This window comes from Mesorhizobium sp. C264A, from assembly GCF_040324515.1.
In the GTDB taxonomy this organism is placed as follows: Bacteria; Pseudomonadota; Alphaproteobacteria; order Rhizobiales; family Rhizobiaceae; genus Mesorhizobium.
Genome location: NZ_JAMYVY010000001.1, coordinates 2,816,614 through 2,841,388, shown reverse-complemented (window position 1 = coordinate 2,841,388; position 24,775 = coordinate 2,816,614). Strand labels below are relative to the sequence as shown.

At 65.4% G+C, this 24,775-nt stretch carries 22 protein-coding genes; 8 read left to right on the top strand and 14 right to left on the bottom strand.

What is annotated here, in order from left to right; all coding sequences use genetic code 11:
- The first annotated feature begins 22 nt into the window (after positions 1-22).
- Both NKL04_RS13975 and NKL04_RS13970 read left to right on the top strand, forming a co-directional pair.
- Positions 23-751, top strand: coding sequence for an SDR family oxidoreductase (locus NKL04_RS13975; protein WP_023685460.1), 729 nt, complete (start codon positions 23-25; stop codon positions 749-751).
- Positions 752-870: 119 nt separating this feature from the next.
- Complete coding sequence (locus NKL04_RS13970; protein WP_023702910.1) at positions 871-2,478, top strand: FGGY-family carbohydrate kinase; 1,608 nt, start codon at positions 871-873, stop codon at positions 2,476-2,478.
- A gap of 10 nt (positions 2,479-2,488) precedes the next feature.
- Here NKL04_RS13970 and NKL04_RS13965 read toward each other — a convergent pair whose 3' ends face one another.
- The 6 genes from NKL04_RS13965 to NKL04_RS13940 are packed head-to-tail and all read right to left on the bottom strand — an operon-like array spanning position 2,489 to position 8,320.
- A complete protein-coding gene (locus tag NKL04_RS13965; RefSeq protein WP_023702909.1) occupies positions 2,489-3,418 on the bottom strand; it encodes a phosphatidate cytidylyltransferase in 930 nt (309 codons plus the stop codon).
- A 20-nt stretch (positions 3,419-3,438) separates the two neighbouring features.
- Positions 3,439-4,107 (bottom strand): lysophospholipid acyltransferase family protein, encoded by a 669-nt coding sequence (locus NKL04_RS13960; RefSeq protein WP_023685463.1) that lies wholly within the window; start codon positions 4,105-4,107, stop codon positions 3,439-3,441.
- Between the two features lie 3 nt (positions 4,108-4,110).
- Positions 4,111-4,545, bottom strand: a complete 435-nt coding sequence (locus NKL04_RS13955) for a hypothetical protein (RefSeq protein ID WP_023834519.1) — start codon at positions 4,543-4,545, stop codon at positions 4,111-4,113.
- A 10-nt stretch (positions 4,546-4,555) separates the two neighbouring features.
- Positions 4,556-5,890 carry a phosphatase PAP2/dual specificity phosphatase family protein gene (locus NKL04_RS13950; RefSeq protein ID WP_031204366.1) on the bottom strand — a complete coding sequence of 445 codons (1,335 nt, stop codon included), beginning with the start codon at positions 5,888-5,890 and terminating at the stop codon, positions 4,556-4,558.
- A gap of 4 nt (positions 5,891-5,894) precedes the next feature.
- Positions 5,895-7,676 (bottom strand): bifunctional alpha/beta hydrolase/class I SAM-dependent methyltransferase, encoded by a 1,782-nt coding sequence (locus tag NKL04_RS13945; RefSeq protein ID WP_031209921.1) that lies wholly within the window; start codon positions 7,674-7,676, stop codon positions 5,895-5,897.
- Positions 7,677-7,717: 41 nt separating this feature from the next.
- Positions 7,718-8,320 carry a CDP-alcohol phosphatidyltransferase family protein gene (locus NKL04_RS13940; protein ID WP_023703071.1) on the bottom strand — a complete coding sequence of 201 codons (603 nt, stop codon included), beginning with the start codon at positions 8,318-8,320 and terminating at the stop codon, positions 7,718-7,720.
- A 238-nt stretch (positions 8,321-8,558) separates the two neighbouring features.
- Between NKL04_RS13940 and NKL04_RS13935 the strand changes: the two genes are divergently transcribed.
- The 3 genes from NKL04_RS13935 to NKL04_RS13925 are packed head-to-tail and all read left to right on the top strand — an operon-like array spanning position 8,559 to position 11,318.
- Positions 8,559-9,542: a sugar phosphate isomerase/epimerase family protein gene (locus NKL04_RS13935; RefSeq protein WP_023695492.1), complete on the top strand. Its 984-nt coding sequence runs from the start codon at positions 8,559-8,561 to the stop codon at positions 9,540-9,542.
- A gap of 13 nt (positions 9,543-9,555) precedes the next feature.
- A complete protein-coding gene (locus tag NKL04_RS13930) occupies positions 9,556-10,431 on the top strand; it encodes a MurR/RpiR family transcriptional regulator (RefSeq protein WP_023695491.1) in 876 nt (291 codons plus the stop codon).
- A complete protein-coding gene (locus NKL04_RS13925; RefSeq protein ID WP_023695490.1) occupies positions 10,428-11,318 on the top strand; it encodes a ribokinase in 891 nt (296 codons plus the stop codon). Before NKL04_RS13930 ends, NKL04_RS13925 begins: the two co-directional genes overlap by 4 nt.
- Before the next feature lie 140 nt (positions 11,319-11,458).
- Here the strand turns inward: NKL04_RS13925 and NKL04_RS13920 are convergent, their stop codons facing one another.
- Positions 11,459-11,959: a hypothetical protein gene (locus NKL04_RS13920; protein ID WP_023713519.1), complete on the bottom strand. Its 501-nt coding sequence runs from the start codon at positions 11,957-11,959 to the stop codon at positions 11,459-11,461.
- Positions 11,960-12,054: 95 nt separating this feature from the next.
- Positions 12,055-13,002: a LysR family transcriptional regulator gene (locus NKL04_RS13915; protein WP_023688979.1), complete on the bottom strand. Its 948-nt coding sequence runs from the start codon at positions 13,000-13,002 to the stop codon at positions 12,055-12,057.
- A 106-nt stretch (positions 13,003-13,108) separates the two neighbouring features.
- Here NKL04_RS13915 and NKL04_RS13910 point away from each other — a divergent pair, with 106 nt between their 5' ends.
- Positions 13,109-14,119, top strand: a complete 1,011-nt coding sequence (locus NKL04_RS13910) for a zinc-dependent alcohol dehydrogenase family protein (RefSeq protein ID WP_023703069.1) — start codon at positions 13,109-13,111, stop codon at positions 14,117-14,119.
- Between the two features lie 182 nt (positions 14,120-14,301).
- On the opposite strand, the gene NKL04_RS13905 is transcribed toward NKL04_RS13910, so the two are convergent.
- The 3 genes from NKL04_RS13905 to NKL04_RS13895 are packed head-to-tail and all read right to left on the bottom strand — an operon-like array spanning position 14,302 to position 18,073.
- Positions 14,302-16,602: a xanthine dehydrogenase family protein molybdopterin-binding subunit gene (locus NKL04_RS13905; RefSeq protein ID WP_352723783.1), complete on the bottom strand. Its 2,301-nt coding sequence runs from the start codon at positions 16,600-16,602 to the stop codon at positions 14,302-14,304.
- Positions 16,599-17,582: an FAD binding domain-containing protein gene (locus NKL04_RS13900; protein ID WP_023703067.1), complete on the bottom strand. Its 984-nt coding sequence runs from the start codon at positions 17,580-17,582 to the stop codon at positions 16,599-16,601. The genes NKL04_RS13905 and NKL04_RS13900 overlap by 4 nt, the downstream gene beginning before the upstream one ends.
- Complete coding sequence (locus tag NKL04_RS13895; protein ID WP_023703066.1) at positions 17,579-18,073, bottom strand: (2Fe-2S)-binding protein; 495 nt, start codon at positions 18,071-18,073, stop codon at positions 17,579-17,581. Before NKL04_RS13895 ends, NKL04_RS13900 begins: the two co-directional genes overlap by 4 nt.
- Before the next feature lie 457 nt (positions 18,074-18,530).
- On the opposite strand from NKL04_RS13895, the gene NKL04_RS13890 reads away from it, so the two are divergent.
- Positions 18,531-19,148, top strand: a complete 618-nt coding sequence (locus NKL04_RS13890) for a TetR/AcrR family transcriptional regulator (protein WP_023709407.1) — start codon at positions 18,531-18,533, stop codon at positions 19,146-19,148.
- Between the two features lie 9 nt (positions 19,149-19,157).
- Here the strand turns inward: NKL04_RS13890 and NKL04_RS13885 are convergent, their stop codons facing one another.
- Positions 19,158-21,254, bottom strand: a complete 2,097-nt coding sequence (locus tag NKL04_RS13885) for an alpha/beta fold hydrolase (RefSeq protein ID WP_031209920.1) — start codon at positions 21,252-21,254, stop codon at positions 19,158-19,160.
- Positions 21,255-21,388: 134 nt separating this feature from the next.
- Between NKL04_RS13885 and NKL04_RS13880 the strand changes: the two genes are divergently transcribed.
- Positions 21,389-21,751, top strand: coding sequence for a hypothetical protein (locus NKL04_RS13880; protein WP_023672522.1), 363 nt, complete (start codon positions 21,389-21,391; stop codon positions 21,749-21,751).
- 24 nt (positions 21,752-21,775) lie between these two features.
- Here the strand turns inward: NKL04_RS13880 and NKL04_RS13875 are convergent, their stop codons facing one another.
- Together NKL04_RS13875 and NKL04_RS13870 are read right to left on the bottom strand one after the other, a co-directional pair.
- Positions 21,776-22,081, bottom strand: a complete 306-nt coding sequence (locus NKL04_RS13875; RefSeq protein ID WP_023703064.1) for a hypothetical protein — start codon at positions 22,079-22,081, stop codon at positions 21,776-21,778.
- A gap of 14 nt (positions 22,082-22,095) precedes the next feature.
- Positions 22,096-24,645 carry a caspase family protein gene (locus tag NKL04_RS13870; RefSeq protein ID WP_023703063.1) on the bottom strand — a complete coding sequence of 850 codons (2,550 nt, stop codon included), beginning with the start codon at positions 24,643-24,645 and terminating at the stop codon, positions 22,096-22,098.
- Positions 24,646-24,775: the final 130 nt, after the last annotated feature.

The window sequence follows — 24,775 nt, the reverse complement described above, 5'->3', positions numbered from 1 at the left end:
CCGCAATCGATACGAGGATAGAATGGCTCAGGATTTGAGTGGAAAGGTCGCGGCGATCACCGGCGCCGCGTCGGGCATAGGCCTGGAATGCGCGAGAGCGCTGATTGCCGCCGGCGTTCGCGTTGTGCTCGTCGACCGCGCCGAAGACGCGCTGAAAAGCGTCTGCACCGAACTCGGTCCCGACGCGATCCCGCTGGTGATCGATCTGATGAAGCCGGCCAGCGTCGCGACGATGATGCCGCAAATCCTGGACAAGGCCGGCCCGCTCGATATCTTCCACGCCAATGCCGGCGCCTATGTCGGCGGCCCGGTGCTCGAAGGCGACCCCGATGTGTGGGACCGCATGCTGAACCTCAACATCAATGCGGTCTTTCGTTCCATCCACGCCGTGCTGCCGCATATGGTCGAACGCAAGACCGGCGACATCATCGTCACGTCTTCGATCGCCGGACTGGTGCCCGTGGTCTGGGAGCCGATCTACACAGCGTCGAAACACGCCGTGCAGGCCTTCGTCCATACGGTGCGCCGCCAGGTCGCCCCGCATGGCCTGCGCGTCGGCGCGGTGCAGCCGGGGCCGGTGGTGACAGCGCTGATCAGCGATTGGCCGAAGGACAAGCTTGAGGATGAACTGGCCAAGGGCGGCCTGATACAACCGGTCGAGGTCGCCGAAGCCGTGCTGTTCATGCTGACGCGGCCAAGGAACGTCACCATCAGGGATCTGGTGATCCTGCCGCAGAGCAATGACTTGTGAGGCAGTAGGCATTAGGCAGCAGGGAATGGGGAGAGGCTCTTGCAACTGGCCGTTCACTGCTGACCATCTCGCCTACTGCCTACTGCCTACTGCCTACTGCCTAACTTCTGAGGTTCCCCATGTCCCACTTCCTCGGCATCGATGTCGGCACTGGCAGCGCCAGGGCAGGGGTGTTCGACAATAAGGGCACCATGCTTGCCTCGGCGAAGCGCGACATTGCTTTGTTCATCGAGCCCGGCGAAATCGCCGAACAGTCGAGCGAGGACATCTGGCGTGCGGTTTGCGCCAGCGTGCGCGAGGCGGTGACGAAGTCGGGGCTCGCTGGGCGCGACATTGCCGGCATCGGCTTCGACGCCACCTGTTCGCTGGTCGTGGTCGGCAAGGACGGCGCGCCGTTGCCGGTCGGCAGTTCCGGCGACAGCCAGCGCAACATCATCGTCTGGATGGATCACCGCGCGCTCGACCAGGCGCAGCGCATCAATGCCGGCAAGCACGCCGTGCTCGACTATGTCGGCGGCACCATCTCGCCGGAGATGGAGACGCCGAAGCTGCTGTGGCTGCGGGAAAACCTGCCCGAAAGTTTTGCCGCGGCCGAGCATTTCTTCGACCTGACCGACTATCTGACCTGGCGCTCGACCGGCAGCCTGGCCCGCTCGATCTGCACGCTGACCTGCAAATGGACCTATCTCGGCCATGAGCGGCGCTGGGACGACGCCTATTTCCGTGCCGTCGGCCTCGGCGCGCTCGCCGATGAAGGCTTTGCCCGCATCGGCACCGAAATCGTCGAAGGCGGCACGGCACTTGCCCAAGGCCTGACTGAGGCCGCCGCGGCCGATCTCGGCCTGCTGCCGGGAACGCCGGTTGCGGCCGGCCTGATCGATGCCCATGCCGGCGGCGTCGGCACGGTTGGCGGGCAGGGCTCGGTCGGCACCTTGCAGTCGCGCATGGCCTATGTGTTCGGCACTTCGGCCTGCACCATGGCCAGCACCAGCGAGCCGGCCTTCGTGCCCGGCGTCTGGGGCCCGTATTTTTCCTCGATGGTGCCGGGGCTTTGGCTCAATGAAGGCGGGCAATCGGCGGCGGGTGCTGCAATCGACCACCTCGTCGCTTTCCATCCGGCCACGGCTGAGGCATCCGCAAAAGCCAAGGCGGAAGGTCTCGGCCTGACCGCTTGGCTTGGTCAGCAGGCGGCGAAGCAGTCCGCCGACCTGTCCGCCGTAGCGCACCTGGCCGATGGACTGCATGTCGTGCCGGAATTCCTCGGCAACCGCTCGCCCTTCGCCGATCCCGAGTCCAAGGCCTTGATCGCCGGGCTTGGCATGGACACGTCCCTCGACAGTCTGGTCGCGCTCTATGTCGCCGGCCTGCTGGGCATCGGCTACGGCGTGCGCCAGATCCTTGCGGCGATGGCCAACAAAGGCATTGCCATCGACACCATCGTCGTCAGCGGCGGTGCCGCGCAAAGCGCGCTGGTACGTCAGCTTTTGGCCGACACCACAGGCCTGACCGTCGCCGGTTCGACCTCGCCCGAACCGGTGCTGCTCGGCTCGTCCATATTGGCGGCGGTGGCGGCGCAAAAATATCCCGATGTGATCGCGGCGATGACCGGCATGTCGCGCATCGGCGACATCTATCGCCCGGCCGGCGGCGATCTGGTGCCTTGGCACGACAAGCGCTTCGCCGCCTTCGAACTGTTGCAGCAGGCGGGCCGCGCGATCCGCGATTGAGCGGCTTCGCTCACGTCCAGAAATAGCGGACGATGTGGAAGAACACCGGCGCGGCGAAGACCAAGCTGTCGGCGCGGTCCATCATGCCGCCATGGCCTTCGATGAGGTGGCCCCAGTCCTTGACCCCCTGGTCGCGCTTGATCGCCGACGCCACCAGCCCGCCGAGGAACCCCATCAGGCAGGCAATGAAGGCGACGCCTGCCGCAGCCAGCGGCGAGAACGGCGTCAGGAACGACAAGAGCGCACCGAGCAGGCTCGATGCCACCAGCCCGCCGACCAGCCCCTCCCAGGTCTTTGACGGCGAGACGGAAGGCGACAGAAGGTGCCGGCCGAACAGCTTGCCGAAGATGTATTGCAGCACATCGCTGCCTTGCACGGTGATGATCAGGAAGGCGATCAGCAGGAGGTTGCGGCCCTCGAAACCGGGCACGTTGAGCGTCAGCAGCGCCGGCACATGGCTGACGCAGTAGACCGAGATCATGACCGCCCATTGCTGCGCCGACACCCGCTCGAGGAAGCGTTCGGTGTCGCCGTTGAGCGCTGTGATCGCCGGCATCAAGAGGAAGCAGTAGACCGGGATGAAGATGGTGAAGAGCCCGTACCAGGCGGTCCACACCAGCCAGTACTGGAAGGGAATGATGATGCCGAACATGCCGAGCAGCACCCAGTGGTCGCTGCGCCGGCTGTGCGTCAGCGTCACGAACTCGCGCAGCGCGGCAAACGAGATCAGCGCAAACAGGATGGTCATGCCGGTGCGGCCGAAGAAGAAGGCGACGGTGATCGCCAGCACCATCACCCACCAGGCGTTGATGCGCTGGTTCAAGTTGACGAGCGTCGAGGGCAACGGCTTTGGCGCCCGCCACGACAGGATGCCGGCAATGACGCTCGCCGTGGTCAGCACGCAGACAAGGCCGACCAGCAGGATGACGGTTTCATGCATCGGTGGAAGCGTGAGTGGCATCAGTCGTCTCGATCCGGACGCGGGTTGAGCGACAGCAGCGTCTGGCGCGCGCGCTCGAGGAAGGTGCGGCGTTCTTCGCCGGGCGCGATCGCCACCGGCGGACCAAAGACGACGCGGCACAGAAGCGGCACCGGCAGGAACTGGCCCTTGGGCAGCACGCGCGACATGTTCTCGATCCAGCACGGGATGAGTTCGACATCGGGCCGCGCCATCGACAGATTGTAGAGGCCGGAGCGGAACGGCAGCAGATCCGCCTCCGTCGTGTTGCGAGTGCCTTCGGGAAACAGGATCAGCGAGTGGCCGTCGTCGAGCACCGACAGCATGATCGAGATCGGGTGTTGCGTTTCGTCGGTCCACTGCCGGTGGATGAGCACGGACGACAGCATGTCCTGCGCGATGAAGCGGCGCAGCCGCGACTTGCCCCAATATTCGGCCGCCGCGATCGCATGGGTGCGGGCGCGCACCTTCTCGCTCAGACAGGCCGACAGCAGGATGAAATCGCCATGGCTGGCATGATTGGCGAAGTAGATGCGCTGCCGCTCCGACGGCTGGCTGCCGTTCCAGATTGGCCTGACGCCGGTTACCACCCAGGCCGCCGCCGACAGGCCGACCGAGGTCACCGTCTGCAGCAAGGTGAAGGTGTTGGCGCGCAGGTGAAGTTTTGTCATGGCTCAAACAAATGCTGCGAAAAGGGATGCCGCAGCAAACATGGCGAGCGCCATGCGCTGCCTTGTCAGCAGGCGGCGCGTGCCTGCCATGCGACGGTCGAGCGAGCGGCCGCCGGCAGCGGTGGGCTTCAGGCGCATGCGCGTCAGCACGTCGTCGACCGCAGCACCGCCGGCGGCCTCGCTGGCGTGGCTTGCCATCAGCCGGAACAGCAGCGCATCGAACAAAAGCAAGGCCGAAAGAGCCAGCGTGGCCACGGCGCTCGCCGCCGCGACCAGCCAGGCCGCCGCGGACAGCGCTGTCGTCTGCGGTCCGGCCACCAGGCCGATGACCGGCGCTGCCATCACAGCCGCGACCACCAGCAGGATCGGCCACACCGCCTGCACCATCAGCCCGGCGGCGAATATTTCGGCCTTCTCGGGAAAATTCTCGCCACTCATGCCGGCCAACTCATGTCGGTTCTTCCAGCCCCGGTTCTTCCAGCCCGATCTGAAGATGCACGGGCCGGCCCAATGCGGCGAGTTTCCTGCGCGCCTGCGCGGCAGTGTGCGAGCGTCCGGTCACAACCAGCCAGTCGGCGACGACGGCTGCACTGCGCTGGAAGCCGAGCGCGCAGCAGACCAGCACGGTGCCGCGCCGGCGCGCCAGCTCGATCGCCGCCACCGCTCGCTCCAGCCTGTCGTGAGGCGGCGCCACGAGGTCGAGCATCGCGTAGCTGATCCAGCGGCAGGTCACGCCGCGCGGCCGTTCCATCTCGCCGGCAAGGTCGATCACTGTGCCGAAGCGGTTGGCCTCGTCGGCACTCGGAAACCGGCCGAGGAAAACACCGTCGGTGATCTCCGCTTGCGGCGCCAGTTGGCGGGTCCATACCCACACATTGATCCGGGCGCCAAGCCGGTAGGGCAGGAGCAGGATACGGTTGGCCAGTGAGACGCTACCATCGGCTGCCTTCTGGAACACTTTGGCCCCGGCCCCAGCATAGGCGAAGGCGACGATGGCCAGCGCCAATGCCGGCCACAACAGGATGAGAAAATCGGCGGAGACCAACGCGCCCTCGGCAGCGCCGGCCAGGGCAAGGGCCGCCCCCAGCCCGTAATAACCCGCCAGCCGCCGCGCCCTTGGGTCGGCGGTCAACCGAAAACCCCAGAATGGCAGCTCGCCCTTGGACGGAAACAGCCACAGCGCAAACAGGCCGAGCAGGGCGCCGGTCGGAATGTCGATGAAATGATGCTGCCAGGTCGTCAGCACCGAGGCGCCGATGAGAAAACACCAGACGTGCCAGAGGGGGCGGAGAATGCCGCCGAGACGGTGACGTGCCAGAACGTGACGCCAATGGTCCCAAATGATCACCAGCAGCGCGATGTGCAGGGACGGCGCTTGGTTGAACGGCTTGTCGAAACCACCGAGCACCGCAAACAGGAAACCCGGCAGGCCGGTGGTTGCCGGCCGCACGAAGGTCGCCGTCAGCGGGAACGCGATGAAGCAGGCGACGGCAATGATCTGCGCCGAGAGATAGCGGCCGGCGAGCCGGTCGACGCCGCGCCTGGTCGTGTTGAGCAGCAACGATAGGCCGTAGAACAGATTGATCGACCAATAGGGCACGATCGTCCAGGCGACGAACGGGACGGCGTGCTCCCAAGCGTAGACGATGCTGCCGACATGGTCGCGCCGCGATGCCAGCCAGTTGGCAAAGCCATAGGTCGAATAGAAGAATGGCGCCAGCAGCGCCAACCAAAGGGCGGCCCTCAGCACGATACCCAAATTGTGTTCCCGAGCCGGGGCCATGGTCTCAGACGCGCCGAGCGACCGAAACAGTGAAGATGCCCCATTGGTCGATGCGCTGGTCGATCTTCTCGAAACCGGCAGCCGTCACCAACTGGTCCATCTCGCCCTGCGTGCGCCGCCGCATCACCCAGGCCTGTCCGCCGCGATGCGAGGTCAGGCTGCGCGCGATCATCTCCAGCTGCGGATGCCATGGCTGATTGGTGTAGACGAGCAGGCTGCCGGACTGCATGGCGCTCGCCAGCCCGCCGAGCGAGCGGGAAATCATCGTATTGTCGGCGAACAATTCGTAAAGTCCGGAGACGATGGCGAGGTCCGGCGCCGGCTTTTGCCCGGCCAGCATGTCGGCATCGAAGGCGTCGGCCTGATGAAAGGTGACGCTGGTCGGCAGCTGCCGCTCGGCTATCAGCTTCGAACCCAGTCCGACATTGAGCTCGGAATAATCCTGCAGCCGCACGCTTGCTGGTGGTTCAGTGCATTTGGCGACGGCATCGAGCACATAGCGGCCGTGGCCGGCGGCGATGTCGAGCATGTTGACGGGACGGCCAGCTGCCTTCAGGCTGGCGGCGGCGTTGCCGATCAGCTCTTCCAGATGCAGCTTGCGCTGGCGGATGCCGCGCCAGCCGATGGCGTCGAGGAAGGTGCGGTCGATCATGCGGCCGATGAAGCCGGTGCCGCGCGCATCGTTCTCGTAGACATAGTCGAGCGTCGAGCCGGAATCGAAGCCGGTGGCCATGCCGATCTTCATGCCCGAAGACAGCCAGGCGCCCATGCGGATCGAGGCGCGACTCATCGCCCAGAAAATACCCTTGGGCGACAGCAGCGTCAGCGGCGAGGCGAGCCTCTCGGCCTCGTCGCGGGTGTAGCCGGCGCGGTCGGCCTGAAGCAAGTCGATGGTTTTCTCCGGCGTGGCAAATTGCTTTTCGAGGAATGGCCGGATCAGGTCCAGCGCCTGCTTGCGATCGCGCTCGCCCAGCGTGTCGTGGAAGAAGCCGGGCAGCATATGCCGCTCCTTGGCGCTGCTGCCGAGATTGACGAAGAATTCGTGCTGCGGTCCATGCCGCACCACCCAATCGCTGCCGGAGATCAAGAGCTGCGTCGGCACGGTGATGGCGCGCGCGTCCGAGACGATGCGGGCAGCGTGGTCGTAAAGCTCGACCAGGATGTTGGAGGCGATCGGTCGCGTGATCAGCGGATCGCCGTCGAAGGAAGCGATGCGCTCGGCATCATGCGTCAGGAACTTCGCCTTGACGTAGGAATTGACGAAGAAGCGGCCCTTGAGATTCTGCCACAGCGCAATGCCCTCCTTGGCGAAGGGCACGTAGAGCTTGACCGAAAAGGCCGGTGAAGCCACCACCAGCGCGCGGATGTCGGGCGCATAGTCATGCACCCAGGCAGCAGCCAGCACGGCGCCGAAGGACTGCGCGATCAGCGCGATGTCGCGCTGGCCAAAACCATCCCGGCCGATCTCGCGCACCAGGCAGTCGATATCACGCACCAGGGCGGCAAAGGACGGCGCATAGCCGCGCTCGCCGGCCGATCGGCCATTGCCGCGGGCGTCCCAGGCGTAGAAGGCATGGTCGGGCATGGCGAGCTCGTCGACCAGATGCGCCATGCGGCCGCCATGCTCGTGGCCGCGATGGAACAGCAGGATCGCACCCTTTGGCGCCGACCCGGCGGCCGGCCAGTAGCGGTAGAAGATCTCGGTGCCGTCATGGCTCTTGAACGTGCGCTCCTGCGCGATGCGCTCGAGGCTTGCCGGTGCTAGGGCGGCGATGGTCTGGTGGATCATGGTTTCCCTCTGGCGGTGGGGTGCCTGACGCTTTGGCATCAGGTGCCGCCCGCTCTAAGGCCGCTGCGTATCCGGTTGATGGCGGTTATCCCCGACAGTGTAGCCATGATCGGAAACACAAATGGCGCGATCCCCGCCACCCACAGGCCGCAAGCGAGGAGAAAGCCGATGACGCCGAGCACCAGGGCTCGGTCGCTCTTGCCGAACGGCCCGGCATAGTTGCGCCCGCTGCCTGCGGCAACGCCAAGCACGCCGGCGAACTCGACAAGCATGGCGGTAATAGCGAAGGCGACGACACCCCAGGCCGGGAACAAGGTGGCAAAGGCCAGGATCAGCGCCAGGTCCGAGACGACGTCGCAGAGTTCGTTGAGAAACATGCCGAGTTTTGATGCTTGCCCATGTTCCCTGGCCAGCATCCCGTCAATGGCGTTGAGCGCCATGCGCACGAACAGCACCACCGGCATCAACAGGAAAACCAGGGGATGGTAGGCAAAGGCCGCGACCACCAGGCCGGTGGCGATGGAGAGCGCCGCGGCGAGAAGCGTGATCTGGTTGGCGGTGACGCCGGCATCGGCCAGCCGGTCGGCCAGCGGCCGCAGCCTGGCCTGAAAGGCCGGTTTCAGTTGATAAAGCGTTGGCATGTGCGATCCCCCAACCGCGGCTCATGACAGTGTCGGCGAGATTGGTCAATCGGCAGGCAGGGCGCAAGGGCTTGCACCAGCATCCGCACCGTTGCGGGACTCGAAACTCCCGGCATGGATGCAGAGGCGCAGCCGAAGATCTCGGCCAAGCAGGATGTTGCGCGCTACAAACCGCCTCGCAAATGAGAACTTTACAAATATTCGTATTTATATGAAGTAAATCACTGAAAGGTCCATCATGACAAACAGTCGCTTCGCCACCCGCCTGAATTCCTTCGCCTCGCGGCCGCAAGCCGAATGGCCTGATCTTACCGGCAAGCCGTCCATGCTGCAGATGGCAGCCCGCGCGGCCAAGGTCGACGGGCTGACCGACCTTGATCTTAATTTCCCCGACCATGTCAGTGAAAAGCCGGCTGAAATCGCCCGAAAGCTCGGTGATTTCGGGCTTTCCATCAATGGCTTTGCCATGCGTTACTACTCCAATCCGGCCTTCAAGCTCGGCGCCTTCACCAATCCGGACCCGGCGGTGCGCCGCGAAGCCATCGACTTGACCAAGGCCGGTATCGATGCGGTGCGCGCGGCCGGCGCCAGTCTGATGACGCTGTGGCTGGGCCAGGATGGCTTCGACTATGCATTTCAAACTGACTATGCGACGCTCTGGCAGCACGAAATCGAGGGGATTCGTGAAGTTGCCGCGCATGATCCCGGCTGCCAGATCAGCCTGGAGTACAAGCCTAACGAACCGCGCTCCTACTCGCTGATGCCGGATGCGGCGACCACCTTGCTGGCGATCCGCGAGGTCGGCCTACCCACTCTCGGCGTCACGCTCGATTTCGCCCATGTGCTCTATGCCGACGAACAGCCGGCCTTCGCCGCGGCGCTGATCGCTCGCCACAGCAAGCTGCTCGGCGTCCATCTTAACGATGGCTATGCCAAGCGCGACGACGGCCTGATGGTCGGCGCGGTGCACACGCTGCAGACCATCGAACTGCTGCGCCAGATCCGCCGCGACGGCTACGCCGGCGCCATCTACTTCGACACCTTCCCCGACATGACCGGGCTCGATCCGGTGCGCGAATGCGAAGTCAACATCGCCACCGTCAAGCGCCTGCTGCGCGTTGTCGACCGGCTGGAGAAGGATAACCGCCTGTCCGCCGCCATGGACAGCCAGGACGCCGTGACGTCGCAGGCTATCGTCCAGGAAGCCATGCTCGGGTCGTGACGAGGGGACGTGGATGACGTTGAGCAATCTCGATCTGAAAGCCGTGGGGCCGCGCATCCGCATGATGATGCCGCATCTCACCCCGCTTGAGGCCAAGGTGGTGGAAACCGTCTTCGGCCGGCGCGGTTTCGACGAGACCATTCCGCTCAAGCAGATCGCCGAGGAGGCCGGCGTGTCGGAGGCGATGGTGGTCAAGATCGCCAAGAAACTCGGCTTCTCCGGCTACCGCGACTTCCGCACCGCCGTCTATGAATACAGCCGCCTCCCGACCGCCGAGATGCACCAGGAACTGTCGGTCGACGACAGCTTGGCCGAGATCGTGCAGAAAGTGTTCCGCACCTCGATCCAGGCGCTGGAGGAGACGCTCGCGATCCTCGACATGGACGATTTCGACCGTGCCGCCGATCTGCTCTACCGCGCCAGGAACCGCGATTTCTATGGTGTCGGCGGCTCCGCCCAGATCGCCCGCGACGTCTCGCACAAATTCCTGCGCATCGGCATCCGCGCGTCTGTCTATGACGACTCGCACATGATGCTGATGTCGGCCTCGCTGCTCGGCGCCGACGACATCGCCGTCGGCTTTTCGCATTCCGGCAACACGTCGGCCGTCATCGACGCCATCCATCTTGCCCGCAAGAGCGGCGCCCGCACGCTGGCCATCACCAACTACGACAACTCGCCGCTGGCCCGGATTGCCGACATCGTGCTGTGCTCGACCGCGCAAGGCTCGCCGCTGATGGGCGAAAACGCAGCGGCGCGCATCGCGCAACTCAACATCCTCGACGCTTTGTTCGTGGCGGTGGCGCAGCGCGACTACCAGGCGGCGGAGCGCAATCTCGGCCGCACCATGTCGGCGGTCACCTCGAAACGAAAAGACCGGGGCACATGACGGTTCCGCTGGTCACCGTCTTCGGCAGCCTGCACTACGACATCATGGTCGACGCGCCCGACCGTCCGCGCAAGGGCGAGACTGTGACCGGCCATGCCTGGCAGCCGAAATGCGGCGGCAAGGGCGGCAACCAGGCGGTCTCGGCGGCACGCGCCGGCGTGCGTGCGGCGATGATCGGCGCCGTCGGCGACGACGATTTCGGCACGGCGCTGCTGGCCAATCTCGATCGCGCCGGCGTTGATCGCCGCTTCGTGCGCGTGGCGGCAGGCGCAGGCTCCGGCATCAGCGTGGCGATCTTCGACAGCGATGGCGACTATGGTGCGGTGATCGTCTCCGGCAGCAATCTCACCCTGGGCAGTGATGACATCGCGGCTGCGGGCGAGGTGGTGGTACAGACGGCAGTGCTGTTGCTGCAGAACGAAGTGCCCGATGCCGCCAACATCGCTGCCGCGCGCGCGGTGAGGGCATCCGGAGGCCGCGTCGTGCTCAACGCCGCACCGGCGCGAACACTGTCGGCCGAATTGACCGCGCTGATAGACATCGTCATCGTCAACGCCATCGAAGCGGAATTTTTGGCCGGCGTTCCGGTCGTCGATACGCTCGCCGGCGCAACCGAAGCCGCGCGGCGGCTGATCGATGCCTACCCCTCGGCGATCGTCACCGCCGGCGGCGAAGGTGTCGCCTATTGCGACCGGACCGGCGCGGCCTTCGCACTGGCGGCCGTCCCGGTCAAGGTCGTCAGCACCCATGGCGCCGGCGACGAATTCGTCGGCGCCTTCGCGGCAGGCCTCGCCCGTGGCCATCCGATGGAAGCGGCGATCGCCACGGCCAATGCCGCCGCCGCCTCGCTGGTGGCGACACCGGAGGGAAAGCGCAGCTCGCGTTGAAAACTCAGGCCGCATATTGCCGCCTCCAAACCCGTGCCCCCGTCGATGAGCGAAACGGCAAACCGGGCGCGGCGAGAACCTGCTTGGCTTTGCCCTGATGGAGGCGCGGGACCAAGCTGCGTGGTCGAAAGTAGGGAGCTTCAGTCCGCTTCGCCGGCCGAACTTTTGCCGCACTGCGCCAGCACCTTACCGATCGCAGCGCTCGAGCCCGTCAGCGGAAAGCTGTTCTCGCCATATTTGTCGGCCGTAACCGTGACGTCGCCCTTGCCGCGCAACAGGCCGAGCAGTGGATCGTCTTTGCTCAGCTCAGCCGTGAAGTAATTATACATGGCCTCGAGGTCGAGCTTTTTGGTCACGCTCTTGTCACCGCCCTTGAAGGTGAAGGAAGCGCTGATGCCGGGTTCCAGCTGCTGGCCGGCCGCACCCAGATCGTAGCTCAGCACCGGCTTGTCGAAACAGACGAGCATCAGATGCGCATCGGCCTTCGGTCCGCCGCACACCGAAGCCGTCAGCACGCTGCCGCCTTCGTCTTCTTCCATCTTGGCGCTCCAGTTGCAGGATGCGGCAAAAGCCGGCTGCGCGGCTTGCAGCGCGGCCAGAACGGAACCTGCCATCATGAACTTCGCCAATGCACTTTGCATGATCCCCTCCCAAGCTACATTCAACGAGATCATACAGGACAAAAGGCCTGGTGACAGCGGCATATGCCGTCTTAGCCCCCGGCGCGCCCCATTGATCAAGCCTTTGAGACCGGCCTCGACGTCCAGGGCGGCTCCGGCGCGAAGCGCTTGCCGATCCACTCGGCGAAGGCGCGTGTCTTGGCGGCTTGTCCCTTGGCCGAGGGCATGACGACATAGACCGCGCCTTCGTCGGCCAGCGTCCAGTCCGCCAGCACCGGCACCAGCCGTCCGTCGGCGAGTTCGCGTCCGACAAGCCAGTCGGTGCTCATCATCAGGCCGAGGCCTTGCACCGCGGCTTCGACCAGCACCTCGGCATCGTCGCACACCATCGGCCCCGAGACGTCGACGTTGACGCGGCGTCCCGAACTGTCGGTCATCTCCCAGGTTGGAAAGGTCTGGAAGCCGGAGAAGCCGAGGCAGGCGTGTTCTGTGAGCGCTTCCGGCGCTTCCGGCGTGCCCCGGCGGGCGAGGTAGGAGGGAGCAGCGCACAGCAACCGCCGCCGTGTCGCGATCTTGCGCGCCACCAGGCGCGAGTCCTCCAGCGCGCCGAGACGGACGGCGACATCGAAGTTCTCTGCAACGAGATCGACGAACCGGTTGGAGAACTCGGCCTCGATGCGGACATCCGGGAACGTCGCTAGAAATTGCGGCAGCAGCGGCCCGATCCACATACGGCCAAAGGTTCCCGGCATCGCCAGCCGCAGCAAGCCCCGCGGAGCCCCGCTGGCATGCGCGGAAGCAGCAGCCTCAGCTTCGTCTACCGAGGCCAGGATGGCGCGGACACGCACCAGGAACTCCGCTCCGGCCTCCGTCAACGACACGCTTCGGGTGGTCCGGTGCAGCAGCCGCACGCCGAGCCGCTCCTCCAGCGATTGCAGGCGGCGTGACAGAACCGTCGAGTCGCGCCCGACGCGCAACGCTGCCTTGGTGAAGGAGCGCGCTTCCGTGATGGCCGCAAAGGCGGCCATTTCGGCAAGGCTGGCGGGGTCGTGTGATTGCTGCATAAAGCACAGGATTCAAATGTAAAAATTCCAGATTATCTGCTTGTAGCGCAGCAGATAGCTTCACTCAATCCTGACGATTGACCCCTTAAACAGGAATGCGTGAGCCATGAAAGCCATCGAACTGACCGCCGCCAAGCTGGACGCCTTTCGCGCCACCACCATTGCCACGCCTGAACCGCAGCGCGGCGAAGTGCTGATCCGCCAGCGCGCCGCGAGCCTGAATTTCGTCGATGTGGCGGTGGCCAGCGGCAATTATCGCGTGCCCGGCTTTCCGCTCATTCCCGTCGCCGACGGCGCCGGCGAGATCGTCGCGCTGGGGGAGGGCGTTACGGATTTCGCCGTCGGCGATCGCGTCGTTGCCCATGCCAAGCCGCGCTGGATCGGCGGTCCGCCCCGGCCTAACGAGATGACGCAGATGCGCGGAATTTCGCTGCCGGGGTCGCTCGCCGAATATGTCGCGCTGCCGGCCAACTCGCTCGTGCCGGTACCGGCCCGTCTCTCTTTCGAGGCGGCGTCGACCCTGCCGATCGCCGCGACCACCGCCTGGAACGCCGTCCGCGCCGCCGATGTCGGGCCGGGCTCGGTCGTCGTGCTGCTCGGCACCGGCGGCGTCTCCATCTTCACCCTTCAGCTGGCGAAAGCCGCCGGCGCAACCGTCATCATCACTTCTTCGTCGGACGAGAAGCTGGAGCGGGCGAAGGCACTCGGCGCCGATCATCTCATCAACTACCGCGCAACGCCCGACTGGGACGGCAAGGTGCTGGAACTGACCGGCGGCCTCGGCGCCGACCTCGTCGTCGAGACCGCCGGCACCGCCACCTTCGCCCGCGCCGTCAACGCCACCGCGCCTGGCGGCACGCTGTTCACCATCGGTTTCGTCACCGGCGCCGAGGCCACGGTCGACCTGCTGCCGATCATCATCAAGGCGCTGAAGGTGGTCGGCAACAACACCGGGTCGGTATCTGACCTTCGCGCCGCCGTCCGCGCCATCGCCGCCGCCCGCATCGAACCGGTCGTCGACAAGGTGTTCAGCCAGGAGCAGGCGGCCGAAGCCTACGCGCACATGTCGGCAGGCGGGCAGCATTTCGGCAAACTTGCGTTCAAGCTCGACTGGTAGCCGAGGCGCGCGAGCTGCCAATCTCCCCCCTTGAGGGGGAGATGCCCGGCAGGGCCGAGGGGGTGGTCCGACCGGGCTCGACCTACTGCGGCGGAAGGAGGTTGGCGATCTACGAGAGGGGACCCCCTCTGTCGCCTTCGGCGACATCTCCCCTCGAGGGGGGAGATTACGCACGCCGCTTCCTAGATCAACTTCTCCAGCGTGATCGGGAGGTCGCGTATCCTTTTTCCAGTTGCGTGGAACACCGCGTTGGCGATCGCCGGCGCTACGCCGACGATGGCCAGTTCGCCGACACCCTTGCCGCCGAGCACAGAGGAGTGCAGGTCGGGAATGCCGACCGAGATGACCTCGATATCGGGGATGTCGGCATTGGTCGGCACCAGATAGTCGCCGAGATTGTTGTTGACGATGCGGCCATGCCTGCGGTCGACAATGCCTTCTTCAAGCAGCGCCTGGCCGATGCCCATGATGATGCCGCCCTTCCACTGGCTTTCGGCCAGCTTGGGGTTGTAGAGCCGGCCGGAATCCAGTGCCGATACCACGCGCGACACGCGCACCGTGCCGAAATCCTCGTCGACGCGCACCTCGATGAAATGCGCGCACCAGGAGTGGCGCGAATAGTCGCCCTCGGTGTGCGGCAGCGCCGCCGCGATGGTGGTGTAGTTCTTGTAGCGATCCTCGGCCGTCGAGTTCGCCGGCATGGTGTCGCCTGTGGCCTCGATGCGGTCGCGGCCGACGCTGGCCAGCAGGTCGGCGATCGAGACATCGGGACCATCGCCGCGCGGCGACCTGATGCGGCCATTGGCGACGACCAGCGTGTTGGCCTGCAGCGCGTGGAAGGGCGAGCGCGGATCGCTGATCGCCAGCCCGACAAGCTGGTCGAGCGCCGATGTCGCCGCCTTGTAGACCGCGCCCGTCATCACGCCGGCCAGCCGCGACCCGCCGGCTACGCCGGCGCGGGGATACCGGGAATCACCGAGCTTCACCACGACATGGTCGGCCGCCACGCCGACCGTTTCGGCCGCCGTCTGCGCCAGGATCGTGTAGGTGCCCTGGCCCATGTCGATCGAGGAGCTTTCGACCTCGACCGAGCCGTTGGCAAGGATACGCACGATGGCCTCGCCGTAAGCGCGCCGCACGGGATAGGTGCCGGCGGCGACGCCCCAGCCGATCAGCTGGTTGCCGTTGCGCATCGAACGCGGTTTGGGCGTGCGCTGGGCCCAGCCGAAGTGTTCGGCGCCAGCCGCGAAAGCCTCGCGCAACTGCCGCGTCGACCAAGCCTTTTTTGCGTGCGGATCCTGCTCGGCGTAATTCCTCAGCCGGATCTCCAGCGGATCGATGCCGACCTCATAGGCGAGCTCGTCAATGGCGCTTTCGATGCCGAAGGCGCTAGGGTTTTCGCCCGGCGCGCGCATGGCGCCAGGCACCACCGAATTCACCCGCACGACATTCTGCTTCGAGGAGAAGTTGGGCGTCGCATACATGATCGAGGTGACCACGCCCAAAGGCTCGACCCACATGCCGTCGATCGACGTTTCATTGACGCCGCGATGCACGATCGACTGGATCTTTCCGTCACGGTCGGCGCCGATCGTCACCGTCTGGCGGGTCGCGGCGCGGCCGCCATAGCCGGTAAAAGTCTGCGGCCGCGTCATCACGACCCGCACCGGACGTCCCAGCATCTTGGCTGCGGCAGCAGCCACCGCGCCATGGCCGAGCGCCAGCGCCTTGGAGCCGAAGCCGCCGCCAATATAGGGCGAGACCAGGCGCACATTCTCGAACGGCACGCCGAACCATTCGGCATAGGTGCGGGCCATGCCGTCGAGCCACTGGCTCGGTTCCCACACGGTGAGCTTGTCGCCCTCCCAGCGGGCGATGAGGCCATGCGGCTCCATCGGCGCCTGGTATTCGCGCGGCGTGTTATAGGCGCCGCAGACGCGCACCGGGGCAGCGGCGAAAGCGGCCTGCGCATCGCCCCATTCCTTGGTCATGGCGGCGATCGGAATGCCGTCGCCCGCCTTGGCGTCGCTGAGGTCGACGATGGCCGGCGTCTCGTCATAGCTGACCTTGACCAGGGCTGCGGCCGCAACGGCCTGCTCGAAGGTCTCCGCGATGACCGCGGCGACATGCTGGCCCGAAAAGGTGATATCGCGCGCCAGCGGGCAGTAGGGCTTGTCCGGCGGCGGTGTGCCGAACCAGTCCGATGCAGTCTTCAGCGGCATGATGGTGTCCGGCGTCAGCACCTTGAGCACACCAGGTGCCGCCTCGGCGGCTGACGTGTCGATCGAGCGCACCTTGCCTGATGCGATCGTGCTTTCGACCAGGACGCCGTAGGTTAGCCCGTCGAGCTGCTGCTCGACGGCATATTTTGCCGCACCGGTAATCTTGGCCGGGCCGTCGACGCGCGACAGCCGCCCGCCAACCTGATCGGCAGTGCCGTCCGAAGCGTCGCCGTGCCGTGTCCTCGGGTCGTGAATGGTCATGACATGGCTCCCGTCTTGAGGATGGCGCGGGCAACGACGCGCGGCGCCAGTTCGATCTTGTAGTGGTTGGCGCCGTGGTCGATCGCCCCTTCCATGGCGAGCAAGCTGGCTGCCCGCACCCTGTCTTCGCTGAGCGCCTTGCCCTTCAACGCCGCTTCCACGGCGTGCGCCCGCCACGGCTTCGTCGCGACGCCGCCCAGCGCGACGCGCAGGTCGCGAATGGTGCGGCCATCGGCTTCGAAGTCGATGCCGACTGCGGCACTTGCAGCCGCGAACTCATAGGACTGCCGGTCGCGGATCTTGAGATAGGTCGAACGCCGGGCAGTGCCGGAAGCCGGTATGCTGATGGCGGTGATCATCTCGCCCGGTTGGATGGCATGTTCCCTGTCGGGCGTGGCGCCGGGCAGGAGAAAGAAGTCGTCGACGGCAACCTGGCGTTCGCCAAGATGAACCACGGCGTCGAAGGCGACCAGCGCGGTGGCGAGGTCACCGGGATACATGGCGATGCAGGCGTCGCTGGTGCCGAGCACGGCATGGCCGCGGGTGACGCCGCCGATCGCCGAGCAGCCGCTGCCGGGCGAGCGCTTGTTGCAGGCGGAAAAATTCGCGGGATCGCGGAAATAGGGGCAGCGCGTGCGCTGCATCAGATTGCCGCCGATGGTCGCCATGTTGCGCAGTTGCGCGGAAGCCGCCTGCCACAGCGCTTCGGAGACCGCGGGAAAGCGGCTCTTGATCTCGGCATGGTCGGCGACGTGGCTCATCTTGGCCAGCGCGCCGATCATGGCACTGTCAGCGTCGACCTTGATGGCGTCGAGCCCTTTGAGATGGGTGATGTCGACCAGGCTGTCGGGTTCGGCCACGCCGCATTTGGCGAGATCGACCAGCGTCGTGCCACCGGCAAGCAGCATGGCCCCAGGCAGGGCGGCTGCCTGTCGTGCCGCATCGATGCTATCGGCGCGAACGTAGGAAAAATCCCTCATGACGCGACCTCCAGTGCCGCCTGGCGCACGGCGGCAACGATGTGCGGATAGGCGCCGCAGCGGCACAGATTGCCGGCCATGTATTCGCGGATCTCGTCATCCGAGCCGGCATGGCCCTCGCGGATGCAGGCGACCGCCGACATGATCTGTCCCGGCGTGCAGTAGCCGCACTGGAAAGCATCCTGGTCGAGGAAAGCAGTCTGAACCGCGTTGAGCGTGCCGTCATCGCCGGCCAATCCTTCGATGGTGGTGATCTCGCGGCCTTCGACCTGTGCTGCAAGCGTCAGGCAGGACAGCACGCGCTGTCCCTCGACATGCACCGTGCAGGCGCCGCACTGGCCCTGGTCGCAACCCTTCTTGGTGCCGGTCAGGTCGAGGCGATCACGCAAGGCGTCAAGCAGCGTGACGCGCGGCTCGACCTGCAGTTCGTGACTGTGTCCGTTGATGGTGAGACGGATTGGGATAGTGGTGGATTTGGTTTGGTCGGTCATGAGGCGTCTGGCTCCAGTTGCTTGACGCTAGGGGATTGAAATGGGCTCGAGTGGGAGAGGACAAGGGAAGAGGCGACGGTGCGCCTAATCTCCCCCCTTGTGGGGGAGATGTCCGGCAGGGCAGAGGGGGGCGCGAAGGAATGCGACGTTCCCGATTTACATGCGTCGAAATAGACCTTTCCAAGCGGGTGTTGGTCAGGCCTTGATAGGCTGGCGGGACAGCGCTCCCTCTGTCCTGCCGGACATCTCCCCCACGAGTGGGGAGATTGGCAGCTCTGCCGCCCCAACTCTCCAGCGGGCAGGGATGCTTCAGTCTTCACAATCTCAACACGTGACATACCGGCTCCCCTGATTATATGATAAGACTGCTCCACTAAAACGGAGGCGCCTCCGTTTATCTAGTTGGGGACTTACCCCTTTGGGTTCAAGCCCCCATATATCGACAGTGGAGAAAAAATTGACCGAGCAGTCGCAAGCAATTGCCGACGAGAAGCGCGAAGCCGCAGCGCCAAGGCCGCTGCGCGCCGATGCGCAGCGCAACCGCGACCGGCTGGTCGAGGTTGCGGCAGCGGCCTTTGCCGAGCACGGTGTCGATGCCTCGCTGGAGGAGATCGCGCGCCAGGCCGGCGTCGGCATCGGCACGCTCTACCGGCATTTCCCAACCCGCGAGCATCTGGTCGAAGTGGTCTACCGGCGTGAAGTCGAGGCGCTCTGTGCGGCGGCCGATGACCTCGCCAGCCACCATTCGGCCGACATGGCGCTGGAACAGTGGATGCAGCGCTTCGTCGACTACATCGCCACCAAGCGCGGCCTGGCGGCCAGCCTGCGCATCCTGTTCAACACCAATTCCGCCGTGTTCTCCGACATGTCGGGCCGGGTGTCGCTGGCCTTGCGGCAACTGGTCGAGGCGGCGGTGGCCGAAGGCTCGATCCGCAGCGACGTCGACGCCTCCGATGTGCTGCACGCACTCGGCGGCATCTACTCGGCCCCCGACACCAAGGACTGGCGCGACCGCTCGCGCCGGCTGGTCAAGCTGCTGATGGACGGGCTGCGGTTCGGGGCAGGGAAGAGGTGACCTAGCGGCTCAAGCCGAACCATCGACCGCATAGAACCGAAACGCGCCGGGCAGCCCGCTTGCCGCCATTTCGCCACGCTCCTCGAACCGCAGGCCGGAGCCGACCACGAGATCGCGCACCGTCCTTGATGCGATGATTTCGCCCGGCCGCGCATGGTCAAGCAGACGCGATGACAGTTCGATCGCCGCGCCTGAAAATTGATGGCCCCGCTGCTCGCACTCGCCGATATGCACCGCCGAGCGGACCTCGACACCGGATTGCCGCAAGCGATCGCGGATGGCGATCGCGCACTGGATCGACCGCGTTGGCCGCTGGAACACCGCGAGCACCTTGCCGTCCGATCGGCTGATCTCTCTGCCTTCGGCCGCGAGGAGTTCGCCACGGAGCGCTTCGGCGTGCCGCTCGGCCGGGTCGATGCCGAAAGGCGAGCCCGTCATATCGAGGGACAGCACCGACACAAGCAGCCGTTCGCCTGGGGCCGCCGGCAAGGCGCCGGTGACGAAAGCCTGGATCTCGTCGACGATCCGATCGGAATTCTCGCCCCAGATGACGTGGTCGCGGCCGGCGAACTCAATGTATCGGGCGCCCTCGATGTGCGTCGCCAGGTAACGTCCTTCTTCCCGCTTCACCCAGCCGTCGCCAGTCGTCTGCATGATCAGTGTCGGAACATGGACAGCAGGCAGAATGTCGCGAACATCGATTTCGGCTCCCCAGCGCCACAGGGCGATCGCGTCGGCGGGCGAGGCAGAATTCCTGAGATAGGCGGCGAACCATTCTGTCTCGAACGTGTCGCTCATCAGACTGGGCGCCGCGTTGCTCATATCCGCCGCCGCTCCCCATTCTTTCTCGACGATCGCCAGATCCTCTTCCACCTGCTCGCTTGTCTTCGCCCACGGATAGTCTTGTGACCACCTGCCGCGGGCGTAGGCCCCATTGAGCACGAGTGCCGCTGTGCGCTCGGGATAGGTCGCCGCGAACAGCATGCACATCGGGCCGCCCTCGGAGCTGCCGAAAAGCACCGTGCGCTTCGAGCCAACCGCATCCAGCACTGCCCGCACATCTTCCATCCGCTCTTCCAGGGTCGGCAGACCGACATTGCGGTCCGAGAGCCCGGTGCCGCGCTTGTCCATGCGGATTAGGCGCGAGAAAGTGCCGAGCCGCCGGTGCACATGCGAAAGCCGCGGCGAGCCCCAGGCGTGGTCGAGGTTGGAGACCCATCCCGGCACATGGATCAGGTCGACCGGACCGTCGCCGGTCACCTGATACGCGATGTTGATCCCGGCCGATTTGACATAGTGGGTCGGGGGGGCTGCGAGTTCGTGGCTGAAGCCGGTAGCGTCATCCGCATCAGTCGTGGGTGGCCGTGCCGGCGCCATTGTGCGGCGTGTGCGCAGCGTCTCGAACAATTGCCGCGTCTCCGGCTCCGGCTGCAGCTTGAGATCGCGTAGAAGCGCGGTGCGGCAGTGCTCATATTGCTTCAGCGCGAGATTGGTCCTGCCTTGCGCCGCATAGGCGCGCATCAGGGCACGGTGGACATCCTCCCTCAACGGGTCCATGGCCAGCAGGCGCGCCGCCGCGCGCACGCATGCGGCAGGATCGTTCGTCGCTGCATAATGCGCGACGAGCCTGTCGAGCGCCGCGACGGCCAGTGCCCGCAGCCGCTCGCGTTCGATCCTCAGCCAGTCCTCGAATGGCTCCTCCTTCAGGCCGAAGCCGTCGAGCAGGTCGCCGCGGTAGACATTGAGCGCCAGTTCGAGGTCTTCGGGTGCCGGGCTGGCGACCAGCGCCTCGAACCGCGCGACGTCGAAATCAAGGCCGTCGAGATGCAGAGCGACGCTGTTGCCATCGGTGAGGAAGCGGCCGCCGCCGCACGTCTGCATGGCCTTCCTGACAGACGATACCGCTTGCCGCAGGCTCATTCGCGCCTGCGCCTCGCTGTTGATGCCCCAGAGCAGGGTCGCCAGCTTCTCGCGCGACTGCGAATGCGCCGACTGCAGCGCGAGATAGGCGACCATCGCACGCGCCTTGCGGCTGATGGCTGGAACCGTGGCCCCGACGCCGGCAAAGTCGAAACCACCCAGCAGGTGAAGATAAGGTCCGGTCATCGGATCCGCCACGGTCACAGCGCGACGACGATCCGCTCAAGCTCGGTCCATTTCAACACTTATTCCGCCGCCGAGGCGCTTTTCACGATTCCATCACGCAGGTTCCCACGCGTTGCTCACGGCGCTTGAGGAGATTGTTCGCACTGGATCTCTTTTCGCAGGAGGATACCGTGCATCACCCTGGCCCGACCGAGTGGCCCATCTGGCATGACGACCCCGGGCGCGACCGGCAGGAGCTTGGCGCACCATCGCGTCACGATATTGCGCTGGCCCGCTATCTCGAAACACAACAGGCCCATCGGGCATTGGCGGCTCGCAGACTCGATCCGGCGGCGGTCGTGGCCTCTGCACTGGCAGCGTTCGTCCGCTGCCTTTTCCGTGCAGCGCTGCGCCGAATTGTCCGCTGGCCAACCGATGCCGCGACAGGGATGGACGATTTCGGCTTGACGTTGTCCAAGGCTCATGCGGAATTTAGCAAGACCCTTTGGGGCCGCTGAGTGCAGCGCCCTTGGTCGACGATCTCATCCCCAACCGCCGCCGCCGCCGCCAGCCCCACCGCCGCCTCCGCTGCCGCCGAGAGAAGGAATCACGGGCGGCTTTTGCGGGATCTCCTCGGCCGGCTTGATCACTTTGCCGGTGGCCGCCTTCTTGTATCTGACCACCTTTGGCTGAGGTGCTACGCGAACCACTTTGCGATGGTTCACCGGCGGCGCCGGCTCAAACATCGGCGACACCGAGGTGCAGCCCATGAGCCCGGCCAGAACGCCGGATAGAATTATCCCGATGAATGCCTGCCCGAATGTCTGCTTGAATGCCTTGCCCACCATGGCCTCCTTATTGTTCAGAACAAATCCCGACGCGGATTGGCTTCTTCCCAGACCCCCCGGGCCGCATTGACCAGTTGCGTGTCCAGCGAACCGGACGCGGGAATCTTCGACTTGAGCTCTCGACGCAGGGCGTCCAAAGCTGCCGTTTTCGGCTTGGTGCCGAACTGCGCCAGGCCCTTTTTGGCGTCCGGCAGCTCCTTGCGCAGATCGAGCGCGACGGCGAATGCCAGGAAGCGCACCGCGACAGCCTGATCGGCCTTGTCGCCTTTCGCCATTTCAAGCGCCGCGCGATCATAGGCGCTCGACGGATCGCCGCGCGTGGTCGCCAGTTCGAACAGCCTTTGCGCTTCCGCCGGGTCCTGGCGCACACCGGCGCCATCCCTGTACATGCGGGCGAGGCTGCCGGGCGCGTAGGGCTGGCCAAGATCGGTGGCCTGCTGGAACAGGGCCTGCGCCGTCTTCGGATCCTTGTCGATGCCCTGGCCGGCGAGGTAATCGCGGCCGAGCAGGTTCATCGAATACATGTCTTGGCGCTGCACCCCCGCTTGCAGGAAGGCGACGGCGCGGGCCGGATCGGCAGGCACGCCATTGCGGCCCTCGGTGAAGATGGCGGCAAGATCGTTCATGGCATAGGTGTGCCCCATGGCCGCCGCCTTGAGCAGCAGGTCGAGGCCCTTGGCCGTATCGCGGTTGACGCCATAGCCATTGAACAGCGCGCGTCCCCACGAGGTCATACCGTAAGGATCACCCTTGTCGGCGGCAGCCTTGTAGAGAGCGTTGGCCTGGGTGCGGTCTATGGTCGTTCCGGTTCCGGTTGCGTTGAGATAGCCGAGTTCGAAGACGGCGCGCACATGGCCTTTCTTGGCGGCGTCCTCGATGGCTGACCTGGCCTCGCCGACCCTGCCTGCCGCAAGCAGGGCGCGGCCGAGCTCGTAGTGGAAGCGGGCGACGTCTGGATAGGTTTTCACGGCCGCCTCGCAGGCTGCCACCGCACCGGCGCCGATCTCGTTCGGCAGCAGGCCGGGCACCACCCCTTGCAGGTCGAGAGGCTCGCCGGCGGCGGTATCGCAGGCATCGACCGTCGGCGACAGCTTCATTGTCGCGGGCTTAGCCGAGCTGCTGTCGGCCCGGATTTCGAAGCCGACCTCGACCGGCGCGCCGGCGCCGATCTGCGGCTCGTAACGGAGATGGTCGACTTCACCGGCCAGAAGGCTGGATTGCGGCGACAAGGTTCGATCAGGCAACGACAGCGTTCCCGTTGCCGGATACCCCGTGACCTTCAGGCTGACCGCCGGATCGTCGGTGGGGAAATCCAGATTGAGCGCGACCGGTCCGACACCGACGGGAACATCAAGTTTGCGGTTCTCGATTGCTTCGGCAGCGCCGGTGATGTGGATGCCGCGCTCCAGCACCTGCTGCTTCTGCTCGGCCTCGAGCGAAGCCATGATCCGCTGACCCGCCGCACCTTCGCCGCTCTTGACGCGGAACACCAATATGCCCTGGCTTCCGCCGCCCCAGTTGTCATGCGTGGCATAGGCAAGCATATCCACCTCGTCCTGCGTGGCGGCTCCTTTGGGGATCTCCATCTGCAGGCGTGGCAGGTCCTTGCCCGCGATCGGTTCGCCCACCGCGACATCTCTGCCGTCCAGCATCAAACGGCCCATTGCGGGTGGCCTCTCGATGCTGACGGTGATGGCGCCGCCATCGACATCGACCGGCTCCGGCAGGCCGAGGGCGACGGGGCCGACCCCCGACAGCACCACCTTCTCCAGCACTGGCGGCAGCGAAGGCCGGTTGCTGCGGCGCACCAGCACCACGTCGTCGATCAGCGAGGAATTTTCCCAGGGCACCTGCATGCCGTTGGTGGCCTGCACGACATCGCGGCGCACCGCCGACATGACCGTGCGGATCTCCTGGTTCGGCGCCAGCGCGCGCCGCGAAAAGGCCGATGAGAACGGGCTGAGGTCGCCGCTGCCGTCATAGGCGACGGCGCCCGGTTCGGTGGCGAAGGCAATCAGCGTGTTGAGCGAGCTGCGCACCTGCGCCAGCCCGGTGTTGCCGGCGGTGACAAGCTGGTCGCGCAGCCAGTAATTGTTGCGCGGGAAGGGGTTGTTGCGGCAGGCATCGAGGATGATCACCTGGATCTTCGACTTCGAGCGCAGCTGCTCCAGCACGTCGTTGAGCTTGATGGCCTGGACCTCGATATCGGCCGCCTTCTTCAACGAGGCGTCGACCGGTATCAGGAAATTCTCGCCGCCGATCTGAAAGCCGTGCCCGGAATAGTAGACGACGGCGAGATCGGCGCCGTCGGCGGCGGCCAGATAGTCCCGGAACTGGCCTTCGAACTGCTGCTTGGTGAGATTCTCGGCGACGAAAACCTCGAAGCCCGCCAGCCGGAACGTGGCCGATACGTCCTGGGCATCCTTGGCCGGGTTCTTCAGCGCCGGGATGTCGCGATAATCGGAATTGCCGATGACGAGCGCGACCCTTCGATCGGCGCAGGCCTCGAAGCTTGTGAGGCCGGCAAGGATGAAGGCCGCGATGAATCCGCAAAGTCGGAGCATGACAAAACTCCTGGTCGCGGCCTGACGCCGACGAGAACACCGCTTGCGGCATCAAGGTCCGTTGAGAGTATGCAACCTGCCACAGCATAAAGTGAAAGGCCCGTCACCGCCAGACCATGGCAGGCGATTT